The sequence below is a fragment of the Curvibacter sp. PAE-UM genome (assembly GCF_001432305.1).
Classification (GTDB): domain Bacteria; phylum Pseudomonadota; class Gammaproteobacteria; order Burkholderiales; family Burkholderiaceae_C; genus Hylemonella.
The window spans coordinates 620,869-633,914 of the sequence record NZ_KQ483358.1; the positions used below are offsets into that span (position 1 = coordinate 620,869).

Annotated in this window: 10 protein-coding genes; 2 read left to right on the top strand and 8 right to left on the bottom strand. The window is 66.3% G+C overall.

Annotated elements, in window-relative coordinates; translation table 11 throughout:
* Nucleotide 1 precedes the first annotated feature (1 nt).
* From AO057_RS03100 to AO057_RS03130, 7 genes are all read right to left on the bottom strand, one after another.
* The gene (locus tag AO057_RS03100) at nucleotides 2-2,095 is read right to left on the bottom strand and encodes an acetoacetate--CoA ligase (RefSeq protein WP_057674255.1); all 2,094 of its coding nucleotides are present in this window, start codon (nucleotides 2,093-2,095) and stop codon (nucleotides 2-4) included.
* 98 nt (nucleotides 2,096-2,193) lie between these two features.
* Complete coding sequence (locus tag AO057_RS03105) at nucleotides 2,194-5,271, bottom strand: pilus assembly protein (protein WP_168163350.1); 3,078 nt, start codon at nucleotides 5,269-5,271, stop codon at nucleotides 2,194-2,196.
* 13 nt (nucleotides 5,272-5,284) lie between these two features.
* The gene (locus AO057_RS03110; RefSeq protein WP_057674257.1) at nucleotides 5,285-5,857 is read right to left on the bottom strand and encodes a pilus assembly PilX family protein; all 573 of its coding nucleotides are present in this window, start codon (nucleotides 5,855-5,857) and stop codon (nucleotides 5,285-5,287) included.
* A gap of 3 nt (nucleotides 5,858-5,860) precedes the next feature.
* Nucleotides 5,861-6,874: a PilW family protein gene (locus AO057_RS03115; protein ID WP_057674258.1), complete on the bottom strand. Its 1,014-nt coding sequence runs from the start codon at nucleotides 6,872-6,874 to the stop codon at nucleotides 5,861-5,863.
* Complete coding sequence (gene pilV / locus AO057_RS03120; RefSeq protein WP_082605392.1) at nucleotides 6,871-7,440, bottom strand: type IV pilus modification protein PilV; 570 nt, start codon at nucleotides 7,438-7,440, stop codon at nucleotides 6,871-6,873. Before pilV ends, AO057_RS03115 begins: the two co-directional genes overlap by 4 nt.
* Complete coding sequence (locus tag AO057_RS03125; RefSeq protein WP_057674259.1) at nucleotides 7,437-7,904, bottom strand: GspH/FimT family pseudopilin; 468 nt, start codon at nucleotides 7,902-7,904, stop codon at nucleotides 7,437-7,439. Before AO057_RS03125 ends, pilV begins: the two co-directional genes overlap by 4 nt.
* A gap of 13 nt (nucleotides 7,905-7,917) precedes the next feature.
* On the bottom strand, nucleotides 7,918-8,313 hold the full coding sequence (locus AO057_RS03130) for a type IV pilin protein (protein WP_057674260.1): 396 nt from the start codon (nucleotides 8,311-8,313) through the stop codon (nucleotides 7,918-7,920).
* A gap of 282 nt (nucleotides 8,314-8,595) precedes the next feature.
* On the opposite strand from AO057_RS03130, the gene AO057_RS03135 reads away from it, so the two are divergent.
* Together AO057_RS03135 and AO057_RS03140 are read left to right on the top strand one after the other, a co-directional pair.
* A complete protein-coding gene (locus AO057_RS03135) occupies nucleotides 8,596-9,204 on the top strand; it encodes a TetR/AcrR family transcriptional regulator (RefSeq protein ID WP_057674261.1) in 609 nt (202 codons plus the stop codon).
* Between the two features lie 216 nt (nucleotides 9,205-9,420).
* Nucleotides 9,421-10,320, top strand: a complete 900-nt coding sequence (locus AO057_RS03140) for an alpha/beta hydrolase (protein ID WP_057674262.1) — start codon at nucleotides 9,421-9,423, stop codon at nucleotides 10,318-10,320.
* On the opposite strand, the gene AO057_RS03145 is transcribed toward AO057_RS03140, so the two are convergent.
* Complete coding sequence (locus AO057_RS03145) at nucleotides 10,307-13,045, bottom strand: putative bifunctional diguanylate cyclase/phosphodiesterase (protein WP_057674263.1); 2,739 nt, start codon at nucleotides 13,043-13,045, stop codon at nucleotides 10,307-10,309. The two genes, AO057_RS03140 and AO057_RS03145, sit on opposite strands and share 14 nt — an antisense overlap.
* Between the last annotated feature and the right edge of the window lies 1 nt (nucleotide 13,046).

A 13,046-nucleotide genomic window follows, 5' to 3' on the forward strand; every position in this document is an offset into this window, starting at 1 on the left:
CTCAAGCGCGCAGATGCAACCGGGCGAAGTCCACGTACCAGCCCAGGCAACCCGGGTTCGCCATGGCATCCTGGTTGACGACCTTCTCCAGCGGCTGGCCCAGCAGCAGCTTCTTGATCGGCAGCTCCTGCTTCTTGCCCGTCAACGTGCGCGGGATCTCGGCCACCTGCAGGATCTCGTTGGGCACGAAACGCGGCGACAAGGCGATCTTGATGGCGTCGTTGATCTTCGCCTTCATGGCGTCGTCCAGCACGTGGCCGGGGCGCAGCACCACGAACAGCGGCATGTAACTCTCGCGGCCCAGGTACTCCAGGTCCACCACCATGGAGTCCAGCACCTCGGGCAGGGCCTCCACCGCGCTGTACAGCTCGCTGGTGCCCATGCGCAGGCCGTGGCGGTTGATGGTGGCGTCACTGCGGCCGTAGATGATGCAACTGCCGCGCGGCGTGATCTTCAGCCAGTCGCCGTGGCGCCAGACCGGACCGGCTTCGGGTCCGGCATCGCCGCCGCCGGGCCGCCGGCCATGGCCGGCCGGGTACATGTCAAAGTAGCTGGAGAGGTAACGCTGGCTGCCCTCGTCTTTCCATAGATACAAGGGCATGCTGGGTATGGGCTGGCTGCAGACCAGTTCGCCGACGGCGTCGACCACCGGCTCGCCTTGCTCGTTCCAGGCCTCGACCGCACAGCCCAGCACGCGGCACTGCATCTCACCCGGCACCTGGGGCAGCTCGCGGTTGCCGGCGATGAAGGCACCGGCAAAGTCGGTGCCGCCCGAGATATTGCTCCACCAGATGTCCGGGGTACCGATGGCTTTCATCTGCGCGTTCGTCCAGCGCTGCACGTCCTCGCTCAGCGGCGAGCCGGTCGAGCCCAGGGCGCGCACCTGGCGCAGCGGGCCGCACTGCTTCAGATCGATCCCGGCCTTCATGCAGTTGGCAAAGAACGCCGCGCCGGCGCCGAAGAAAGTGGTTTTCGTGTCGGCCGCGAAGCGCCACAGCGTGGTCCAGTCCGGCGCCTGCTTGTTGCCTGCTGCGTCGACGGTGGCGCCGCCGGGGCTGCCGTCGAAGATGCAGACCGTGGTACCGGTCAGCAGGCCGCCGAGCTGGCAGTTCCACATGACCCAGCCCGTGGAGCTGTACCAGTGGAAGCGCTCGCCCCAGCTGTTGGGCGCATAACTGCAGCCGATGTCGGTGTTCAGTGTGAAGGCCAGGGCCACGATCAGGATGCCGCCATGCCCGTGCACGATGGGTTTGGGCAGGCCGGTGGTGCCGCTGGAATAGACCACCCACAGCGGGTGGTCGAAAGGCACGCTCAGGGGCTTGAAAGCCGCCGTCTGCGCGTCCTTGCGCGCCACCGTCTGCGCCCAGGGCGCCACGCTCACACCGGCGCGTACTTCGATGTCCGGCAGACCCAGGCTGGGCAACACGATCAAGTGCTGCACCGTGGGCAGCGCGGCGCAGAGCTCGGCCACCACCTCGCGCCGGTCGGTGTCGCGCCCGCCGTAGCGCACGCCATCGCAGGCGATCAGCGCCTTGGGTTCAATCTGCTTGAAGCGGTCCAGCACGGCGGCCATGCCCATGTCGGGCGCGCACAGGCTCCAGATGGCGCCGATGCTGGCTGTGGCCAGGAAAGCCACCATGGCTTCGGGGATGTTGGGCAGGTAGGCCACCACCCGGTCGCCCTTCTTCACACCCTGGGCCTGCAGGTGCAAGGCCAACGACGCCACCTGGCGCTGCAGCTCGGGCCAGCTCATCTCGCGCGCCGGCTCACCCGTCGCCAGGCTCTGCTCGTTGTGGCTGACGATGGCCGGAAAGCCTGCGGCGTGCGCCATCTGCGCGTGCCGCAGCACCTGCTGCACGTAGTTCACCTGGGCACCGGGGAACCAGCGTGCACCGGGCATGCGGTTGTCAGCCAGAGCCGCCGCATGGGGCGTGGGGGAATGGACGCCGTAACAATCCCAGATGCTTTGCCAGAAGGCGTCCAGGTCGCTCACCGACCAGCGCCACAGCGCGTCGTAGCTGTCGAAGGCCAGGCCGCGCTGCGTGCGCAGCCAGTCCTGGTAGAGGCGGATTTGCGGGGTGTAGGGCGTTTGCATGGTCTCCTGCCGGGTCTTTTTTCTGACTCGGCGCACTCTAGCACCAGGCCAGCCCCGCCTTGCCGGGTACGTGCCAGCCCGTACCCGGCCCGCCCGGCTTATTTCTGCCCTTCGACGTACCAGTAGTTCTTGCGGCGCACCGGTGTCGTCGACGGCTGGATCTTCGAGCCCTCGATGCCGGACTTCTTGGCGTTCGGCGCGCCGATGATGAAGGGCACGTTCTTGCTCAGCGTCTGCCCGTTCACCGTATAGGTGACCTGCACGATGCCGGTCACCGGCGAGGGCGGCAGGCCGCCGCCGGTCAGTATCTGGTTCGTCGCCGCCTTGCAGAACAGCGGGGCCGCATAGATCTTGGCGCGCCCCAGATTGTTCACGCAGGAGTTGCTGCTCGGCGGCACCGGCTTGTTGGTCGCGAAATAGGTCACGCCCAGGGAGGTCACCGGCGCATTGACGACCTTTTCGCCGTTCTCCAGGTTCAGGTAGCAGCCATCGTTGCCGCTGGTCGACGAGTCGCCGATGACGGCCATCGTGGACGGCGTAATCGGGCTGGGCGTGACCACCGGCTTGTAGCCGATGTTCCTGTCCATCACGGTGAAGAATGCGTCGATGGACGACTGGTTCAGGGGTTTCTCGCGATCGCCGCTGCCCACCATCACCGCCACGAAGTTCGGCCCCTGCACCACGTCGGGGGCGAAGAAGAATTTGCGCGGATAGGTGGCCCCGCCCTGCAGCGCCGCCAGCTTGTAGAGCGTCCAGTTCGCCTTGTCGCTGTTCGAGGCGTTCTCCAGGTCGATGCGATAGACATTGCCGCCCACATCGACCGCGTACGCACGGTCGATCTTGCCGTCCAGGTTCACGTCCATCAGGGTCACGTCGGCCGGCACGCTGCGGTCGGTGGGAAAGACGCGCAGCAGCTGGCCATCGATGGCGTCGATCACCAGCACGGCATTGCCCATGGTGGTGGTCCCGGGTGTCGCCTGGTCTTCGGCGACCGCGTCGTAGCCGGCGCCCATGATGATGACCGGGTTGCCCCAGCCCTGGATACGGGCGACCTTGGGCTCGGACCAGGTCTGTCCCAGCACGGCGAAACCCGTGTCTGCCGAGGTGCGCTTCCACATGTACTTCGGCGCTGCCGGATCGGTCACGTCCAGCGCGTACAGGATGCGGCCGCCGCGGCGCATGCCCGCATAGATATGGGCCTTTTCGCTCACGCCCAGGCTGTCGATCTTCTGGTAGACGCCAATCGGGCCGTCCAGCAGATAGTCGCGCGGCTGCGATGAGGTCAGGCTCGACGGCGTTGTCGACAGGCGGATGGCCGGCGAGTTGTCGCGCAGGCGCTTGTACTTGCCGAAATGCTCGCTCGGCGCGAAGGTCCACAGTTCGTGGCCCGCGTTCGTCCCGCTCTGGTTGCCGTTGACGACGTGCAGCAATCCGTCGTTGGCACCATAAAAGAGCAGCACACCGGTCGTCCCGCCATAGTTCACCACCGCCGGGCGCGAATGCAGCACATCGCCGTGCACACTGGGTCGTATCGTGGTCGTGCCTCCCGGCCCCTGCTCATCGCCGGCGTTGTCCGTGCCGCGTATCCAGTTGATGATGGCCGTCCGCTCGGCGGCGCTGGCGGCGTTGAGCACGGCCTGCGTGATGCCGGTGTTGCCGTCGACAAACTGGCTGTCCGGCGTGGTGGCCAGGTCCATGCCCGGGTTGCAGTTGCCCGGCAGGCAGGTGTAGACCTTGCGGCCATCCTGCGACAGGGCATAGGTGCTGCGCAGGCGCTGGGCCGCGCCGCCTTTTTCCACCACTTCGCCGTCCGGGGAGTCGGACGGCGAAGGCGGTGTGCCCATCGGCTGGTTGGCCCAGAAGCTGCTGTCCTCGGTCCAGTAGGACACCGCGTTGGGCGCGATGAAACCCGTCGAACTGCTCACGATGGGCGTGCCATTGGTGTCGGTCAGCGCGATGGAGTCCGTCACCGGGTCGTAGGAGAACTGGTACTGCTTGACGTTGCCGCGCCAGCGGGGCCGCGCCTGCTCATCGGGCCTGAACATGCCCATGTAGACCTGGTTCAGGTAGGTTCCACGCGCGTTCACGCTCACCGGCAGGCTGGCCGAGGCAAACACACTGTTGACGGCCTGAAGCTGGTTGAAGATCTTGAGAATCGCGTCCACAACCGCGTCGACGCTGGCTCCCTGGTAATAGCTACCACCGCCGTTGCTGGCCGTGCTCTTCATCAGCGCCGGGAAACTGCCATCGCTGTTGTTGCCCTTGAGCACCGCGATGGCGTGGGTGGTGATGGCCTGCTCGCCGTCCTTGCTGCTGACATCCATGCGTGTCATGAAACGGGCCATTTCATCGACCCAGTCGGCCTGGTCGGTGCCCAGCGCGGCGTTGACGATTTCAGCCTTCAGTGCATCGCGCTCGGCCTGCGTCAGGCTGGGCAGGTCGGCCTCCACGCGTGCGGCCAGCAGGTTGCGCACGTTCTTCTCGGGGTTGGAGATCTGCGGTGAGCCGTTGCCGATCACGATGATGTGGTTGTTGGCGCAGGAGATGGACGACGGGCTGTTGTAGGCGCCGGTCGACAGGAAGGCACTGGTGTCCCGCTTGCTGGAATGCTGCCCGTTGAGCGGATTCAGCCCCTTGTAATACAGGTAGGCCTCGTACAGCGCCTGCCCGTAGTCGGCGTTGCTGCCCTTGTCCGTATTGATGTCCAGGGCCTTGATGAAGGCCTTGAAGAGCGTCTTGTTCGCCGTGGTCAGCGCCTTGATGGCCTGGCGCGGATAGGCGCCGCTGTAGGGCGTCTCGTTCATCAGCAGGACACCGACATTGAACAGGGCCGTTCCGTCGTCCGCGGTCGGCAAGGCATCGATCACGTTGTAGAGCGCACATTTCTCGATGGCGAACTTGGTGCCCTGGTTGGCCGGACCGATGGCGGTCGTGATGTTGTTGTCCTTGTAGTAGCAGTTGGGCGCCCCCGTGACCGTGGCCCCCCAGTTGGCCGAGGTATCCCAGACAAACAGCACGTTGGGCTTGTCGGCACTCGCCGCGGCGCCGACGTAGAGATCGATGTCCTCGGCCCAGGCCGAGGACATCACCAGCGACAGGCTGCTCGCCAGCAGCCATTGCCACCATCCGCCGCGCACCGTCATCCGCGAGGTCTTCTTCATGTCGTTTGGCTGCATTTTTTGACCTTGTTCATTTGCATGCACTTTCGGCATCGGTCACCAGCACCCGCAGGGACACACCCTGGTTGATGGCGACTTCCGTCTTGCTGGCGGGATCGGCCACGGAGGCGCGGATGTTCCACTCGCTGTTCGAGCACAGGGAATCGCCCGTCGCTGCGGCGGCCATCTCCGATTCGAGGCCGCTGTTGTTGGCGGCCGAAGATCCCATGCAGGCCAGGTCTGCGGGGATGCCCGGATTCAGCTCGCTGGTCTTGATCGTCTTCACCTTGTTGCAGCGCGGCTGCGGATTGCGCGTGACGGTGTAATCGCTCTTGCCGTCGCCATCGATGTCCACCGGCAAAGGGGTCGCGGCAATCAGCTCGGGTGCGGTCGAGAACTGGATATTGCTGATCGTCGCTGCCAGCCCCACCTGCGCCGCGGCCAGCGCTTCGTTGCGCACCTGGGCATTGCCCGTGATCTTCACATTGGTCGCGGTCATGTTGAAGACCGTGACCGTGAGCAGGCTCATGATCATCAGGAAGATCAGCGTGATGATCAGCGTGGCGCCGCCCTGCCGCCGGGTCTGGATGACTAGCGTGTTCATGATTCAGTTTTCCCTCGGGCCGGCCACGTTCTGCAACTTGGCGGTTGCCACGAACACCTTGCGCTTGTATTTGTCGTTGTAGGGACCCAGGGTGCCCTCCAGGCCCATGACATAGCGTTTGGTGTCCGTGTACGCGTGTTCCTCGTCCGCCGTCCTTGCCAGCACGTAGACCCGTGCCGTCACGACGTTGGCCCAGGCGTTGTCCGCCGCACCCGCCACACCGCTGAGCCCGGTGCGGTAGACATCCGGGCTGCCATCGTTGTTGGTGTCGAAGCCGTATTCCAGCGCAATGTGCTCGATGCCCACCGCCAGCGGCGTCACCACCACCTTGTCGCCGGCCAGCTCGGCACGCTTGAGCGTGGGCACGGTATCGGCGCCGGCACCGCTGCATTCGTTGCACTTCGCCACGTAATAGATCCGGCTCAGATAGCGGCGGACGTCGCCGGGCCCGCTGCAGCTGAGGTTGCGCAGCGTGAAGGCGCCTTTCTGGGTCGACGCGACAAAGACTGTACTGGCCAGGTCGTTGTTGCACTGGGATGTCTGCACATAGGCGACGGCGGCGCTGTCCACCACGCTGGCCTGTGCAGTGGTGTTCGTGTCGAGCCGGCGCAGCACCACGGCCGAACTGCTCGCCGAGGGGTTGCTGGCGCAGGTGACGCCGGCCATCGCACCGGCCGCTTTTCCTTCTATCGGGTCAGGCCGCTTCTTGCTCGCGTCATCCCAGCCCAGCTGGTCGAGCGTCGTGGCGCAGGGATTGGGCTGCGTGTAGACCCCGCCGGCATACGGCACATCACCGTAGAAGCCGGCCGCGGCCATCTCCTGGGACAGGAAGTCCACGGCATAACGCCCGTTTTCGATCTGCCTTGACGTGTTGTCCAGTTCGCGGCCGGCCTGGCTGCTGTTCGCAAACATCATGGCCAGCCCCGCCACGACGATCAGGCCGATGGCCATGGCGACCATCAGCTCGACCAGCGTGACGCCGGCCTGGGCCCTGCCGATTGCGCGATACCGCTTCATGAGAGCACCGACATCTGCACGACCACCGTTGCTGCGCGGCGCGCGGCCTCGCTGCTGTAGGCGTCCTTGCCGCACTCGACCACGGGCGCCCCGGTTTCACGCAGCCCTTGCCAGACCACGGCGACCATGTAGACCTGCGGGGAGGACACCGGGTCGGGCTGCGAGATGCAGCCGCGCGCACTGATCAGCGTGCCGACCTTGTCACCGTTGAGCACTTCTGCGGCGCCCTGCAATTGCGCCGCCCACTCGCACAGGTCACGCGCGGCCGTCGTCGTCAATGCGGTGCAATCCTGCGCCGCCCCGGTCCCGATGTCGTTGGCCAGGTAGGCCGTGACCTGGGAGCGGTTGGCCTCCATGCGTTGTGCCATGTCCTTCACCAGCACCAGCGCCTGTGCGCGCTGGTAGCTTTCCATTTGCGACACCGTGGCCTGGGTCTGCATGCCCAGCATGCCCATGATGCCGAAGGAAACGATCAGCATGGACACCAGCACCTCGATCATGGCGCCGCCGAACTGCGCCGCTCGCTTGTGCTGCGGATGGGATGGGGTGGTGGAGCGGGCACTCATGGGCAGGCCTTGATCTTGGTTGTCGGCATGCCCGACGGATCCACGGTAATGCAGCGGTAGCTGTTGTCCCCGTCGAAAAGCTCGAAACGCACGGTCGAGGTCGCGCCGCTGAGCCGGCCCGAGCTGTCGTAGGTGATGCTCGTGGGCGAACGGGTCATCTGTATCTTTCCACCGACCGGGTTTCGCTGGCCGATGAGTTCCGCATCCGCTGCCGTCTTGACGATCCAGCCTCCGGTCCAGTCCACCACCGGACTCAGCATCACGTCCTTGTTGCGCTTGACCGCCTCGCTGCGCGCGCGCATCAGGTCCGAGATCAGGTCTTGTGCGGCGCCGCGTGCCCGCTGGCTCGCGATAAGCGACTGCATGCCCGGCGCGGCGACGGTTGCCATGATCGTGAGGATCACGATGACCGTCATCAGTTCGATCAGAGTGAATCCGCGTTGGCGGGCGGGCATCTTGCTCATGTCCTTCTCCGCATCACCAGCAGTTCGCCGGCAGCTTCGTGTTGTTCTGGTCGATGCTGATCGTCCCGCAGCTGTCCTTGGTCTGCGCGCCAAGCGGAGTCGCCGTGACCACGAAGCTCGGCGCCGTGCCCGTGCCCAGCGTGATCGCAACGCTGTAGTTGGAACTTGCCTTGGCCGGGATCGTGACCTTGAGCTCTTCCACGGTGGCAACGTACTTGCGGGTGTCCACCAGCATCTGCTGCTGGCGTGTCGCGATATTCATCAGTGCGGACTGCGCTTCGGAGCGATTCGACTTGCGTATCGCATTGCTGTACGAAGGCAGGCCTACGGCGACGAGGATGCCGATCACCGCGATGGTGATCATCAGCTCGACCATAGTGAAGCCCTGCTCCAGCTTCTTAGCTTGCATGTTTCTGGCCGCTGACACGGCTCCTGGTTTTCTATCCCAACAAAGTCCCCGCCGATATGCAATGGACTGCATAACGACGTCTGGTGCGAATTTTCGTCCCGAGCCCCTCCAAGTCCAGTTACTAAGTTACTTATTTGGTGTGCAAATGTGTATGTGTGTAAGTGAAAGTTAATAGCTGTTTCGAGATGAATCAAAAACAGCACTTATGGCCTTCCGGGGACCGGCATTAGCCCTGTTCATGAGGGCTCTTGAAATTTCGCACAGTTGTGCTAAATTTCAGCCATGTCGCCCGATACCAAAACTGCCAAGAGTGAACTGACGCGTGCCGCCATCGTGGGCGCCGGCATGGACTTGGCCGCGGCCGAAGGCCTGGAGGCGCTGACCCTGCAGGCGGTGGCTGACCGGGCAGGCCTGTCCAAGAGCGGGGTGTTCTCGCGCATCGGTTCGCGCGAAGCCCTGCAGAAGGCGGTGATCGAGGAGTTCGGCCGCCGCTTCCTGGCCGACGTCTTCGTGCCCGCCATGCAAAAGCCCAAGGGGCTGCCGCGGCTGGACGAGATCGTGGCGCGCTGGCTGGCCCGCATGAGCCGGCCCGAGGCCCACAACAGCTGCATCTACGTGCCTGGCGCCTTCGAACTCGACGACCGCGAGGGCGAGTTGCGTGACCTGCTGCTGCAGGAGGTCACGCGCTGGCGCGCCGCCTTGCGCCGCACGGTGCTGCAGGCGGTCGAAGCCGGCCAGCTGCTGGCCGACACCCACCCCGAGCAACTGGTCGGGGAGATCTACGCCCTGGCCATCGGCCTCTTGCACGACACGCGTTTCCTGCGCGACCCCGCAGCACCCGCCCGTGCCGCCGCCAGCTGGCAGCGCCTGCGACGAAGCTACCTGGCCTGAACGCCAGCGGCCGGCCGCCAACCCCCATGTCCCGCCTTCTTCTTTGTGTCCGCCCCAATTTCGCACGATTGTGCGAAGAAAGGAACTCACCATGTGGATCATCTTTTCCGGCCTCGGCCTCTACCTGCTGGTGCGCGGCGTGATCGCCGCCTTCCAGTCGTTGCGCAACATCCCGCGCAGCAATCGCGACTGGATCTTTTTCTGAGGGCCCCCGCCATGTCGACCAGCCCCCAGACCGCCAGCGCCAGCTACTACGGCAACAGCGCCCTCGTCCGCCTGGCCCGCCTGGGCCTGTCTCTCTCGCAGCAGCTCTGGCCGGGCCTGGCGGTGCGCGCGGCCCAGCGCCTCTTCGGCACGCCGCTGCCGCCGCGCTGGCTGCGCCGGCCCCGCGCCTGGCCGACGCACTGGTTGATCGAGCGCTGGCCCTTCGAGCGCGCCGGTCTCACGCTGTACCGGGACAGCATGGCAGCGGGCGATGCACCCGCCGTGCTGCTGGTGCACGGCTGGGGCGGCCACGCCGGCCAGATGCTGCCGCTGGCAACAGCCCTGGCCAGGGAAGGTCTGCAGCCCGTGATCCTGGAAATGCCGGCGCACGGGCGCAGCGCCGGCGGCACCAGCAACCTGCCGCAGTTCGCGCGCGCCGTGGAATACGCAGCGGCACGGCTGCAGGCACGCGGCCTGGCCCTGCACGCGGTGGTGGCGCACTCCCTGGGAGCCAACGCGGCGGCGCACGCGGCCAGCCGCAGCCTGGCCGTGCAGCGGCTGGTGCTGCTGGCGCCGCCGGCCTCGCCGCATGACTACACGCATCTGTTCGCCCGCATGTTCGGACTCAGCGAGCGCACGCGCGGCGCCATGCAGCAGCGCATCGAGGCGCGCGAGGGCATCCTGATGCCGCAGTTCGAGCCGCCGGCGGTGGGCCCGCGCATCCGCCAGCCCGTGCTGGTGGTGCATGACCGCGGCGACCGCATCAACCGCTATGCCGATGGCGAGGCCTACGCCCGGGCCATCGCCGGGGCGCAACTGCAGGCCACGGAAGGACTGGGGCACATGAAGATCCTCAAGGACCCGGCCGTGCTGGCCGATGTGGCCGACTTCGTCAGCCTCAAACCACGCTGAAGTTGTCGGCCAGGTAACGCCCGAAGTCCTCGGCGCTCATGGGCTTGCCGAAGTGGTAGCCCTGCAGCAGGGTGACGCCCTGCTGGGCCAGCACGCCTGCGATGTCCTCGGTCTCCACGCCCTCGGCCACGGTCTGCAGCCCGAAGGCCGAGGCGATCTTGACCACGGCCTGGATCAGCTGGCTGCCCTGCTCGGTCCTGGCGCGGCGCACGAAGGAGATGTCGATCTTGATCTTGGAGGCCGGCATGTCGTGCAGCTGCGAGAGCGAGGAAAAGCCGGTGCCGAAGTCATCGATGGCGATGCCGAAGCCGGCCTCGGTCAGTTCGGCCAGGCGCTTTTCGGTGTGCTCGGCGTCTTCCATCGCCACGCTCTCGGTGATCTCCAGGTCCACCACCGAAACGGGGATGGCCAGCCGGTCCAGGTCTTCCAGCAGGTCGGCGGTGAAGGTGGGCGTGAAGAGCTGGCGGCGCGAGACATTGACGGAAATGCGCATGTCCAGCCCGCGCTGGCGCCAGCGGTGCAGGCTCTCGATGGCCTGGCGCCAGACCTGCTGGCCCATCTCGCGGATCAGGCCCAGGTTCTCGGCCATGGGCACGAAGGTGGCCGGTGAAACCCAGCCATAGGTTTCGTCCTGCCAGCGCGCCAGCGCCTCGCAGCTCACCACGCGGCGGGTGCGCGCGTCCACGATGGGCTGGAACCAGGTCTGGATCTTTCCTTCCCGGATGGCCGTGGCCAGCCGGTTCTGGATATAGAGCGCCTTGCGGTCCTCCTCGCGCTGCGCAATCTCGGAGAAGAAGCGCACCGTGTTGCGCCCCTGCTGCTTGGCCGCGAACATGGCACGGTCGGCCTGCGAGAGCAGGGTCTCGACGGTCTTGGCGTCCGTCGGGAACAGGGCCACGCCCATGCTGAAGGTGGCGTTGAACTCCGCCTCGCCCAGGCGGATCGGCGTCTGGCAGACCGCGGCGAGCTTGCTGATGGCCTCCTCGGCGTCGGCCTGGCTGCCCAGGTCGGTGAGCAGCACCACGAACTCGTCACCCCCCCAGCGCGCCAGCGTGTCGCCGGCGCGCAGGCAGTGGCGCATGGCGCCCGACAGCGCCACCAGCAGCTCGTCGCCGGTCTTGTGGCCGAACTGGTCGTTGACGTGCTTGAAGTGGTCCAGGTCCAGGAAACCCAGCGCCACCGTCAGGCCGCTGCGCTCGGCGCTGCGCACGGCCATCTTGCAGCGGTCCTCCAGCAGCACGCGGTTGGGCAGGCCGGTCAGCGCGTCATGCAGGGCCATGTGCGTCACGTGCTTTTCGAGCTGGTAACTCTGCGTGATGTCGCGCAGCACGCCGCGCACGCTCCCGCCACGGCGCGTGCCGCTGATGAAGCGGTACTCGATCCACAGCTCCTTGTCGTCGGGGCGGCGCAGGCGCAGGCGCCCGGCCAGGCTGCTTTTCTCGCCCTCACCCAGCTGCAGGAACTGCATCTGCAGGTTTTCCACGTCTTCCAGATGGATGTGCTCGAAGATGCGCGCGCCGGTCTGCACCTCGATACCGGCCAGCCGTGCCCAGCCCGGACTGGCGCGCAGGTAACGACCGTCGGCGGCCAGTTCGACCACGCCTTCCTCCAGCATGTCCAGCGTCTGCAGGTGGGCAAAGTGCTCTTCGTCGTGCTGCAACACGCTTTGCATGAGCGTGTGGCTGGCCTCGGCCGCTTCGCCGATCTCGTCGGGCTCGGAGCGCGCCTGCGCCAGCGCCTGCTCCACGGGCGCGCTCAGCGCATGCTCGCGGGCGAACAGGGTGGTGGCGCGCGACAGGCTGGCGATGCGCAGGGCCCCGGCATTGGCCCAGCGGCCCAGCACCAGCCACAGCACCGCGGCCAGCAAAGCCATCAGCGTGAAGCTGCCCAGCAGCACCAGCGCCGGCGACAGGGCCTGCTGCACGTTATGCCGCAGCACCAGCACCGGCACCCCGGGCTCATCGGCCAGGACCGGCAGGCTGCGCTGCTCCTGCTGACGCTCGCCGTCGCTGATCGGACCACTGTAGTCGACCGACAGCTGGCGGCCGAAATCCTGCGAGCCGCCGGAGCTGGCCAGCACCTGACCGTCGTGCACCAGGTAAAGGCTGATGTCCGAAGCGCTCAGCTGGCGCAGCACGCCATGGTCCAGCGGCTGCAGCAGCACCAGCTGCCCGGTGCCCTGGACCCCCAGCCACAGCGGCACGCTCTGCACCCTGAACACGGTGCGGTGCTCCGCGCTGTAGAACCAGCTCGGTTGGGGCCGGCCGATCGAGAAATGCCGGCGCAGCACGGGGCCCTCCGGGCCGTACTGGAACACGACCCGGCCCTTGTCATCCAGCACGACCCCCGAGGGAAAGCGGTCGAGCTTGCCCTCCAGCGCCGCGAAATAGGCACGCAGGCGCAGCCAGTTGGCGGCCTGGTCGCCCTGCGCAAACACCCGCATGAAATCGATCTGCGACTTCACCTCATCGGCGTTGCGCAGCCAGGTGTCCTGCAAGGACGCATAGCTGCGCTCCAGGTGCCGCAGCGCCTCGTCTGCACTGCGGCGCTGGGCCTGCTGGACCTGCATCTGGTACCCCAGCAGGGCCAGCAGGCTGCCGCTGAGCGTGACGATCAGGAAGACCAGGGCAAAACGCGCGACCAGCTGGCGCTGCAGGCTGTGCCGCGCGGCATCCTGCCAGGTCGAAGGGCTTGCCAGGGGAGCGTCAAACGGGCTGCGTGGCATG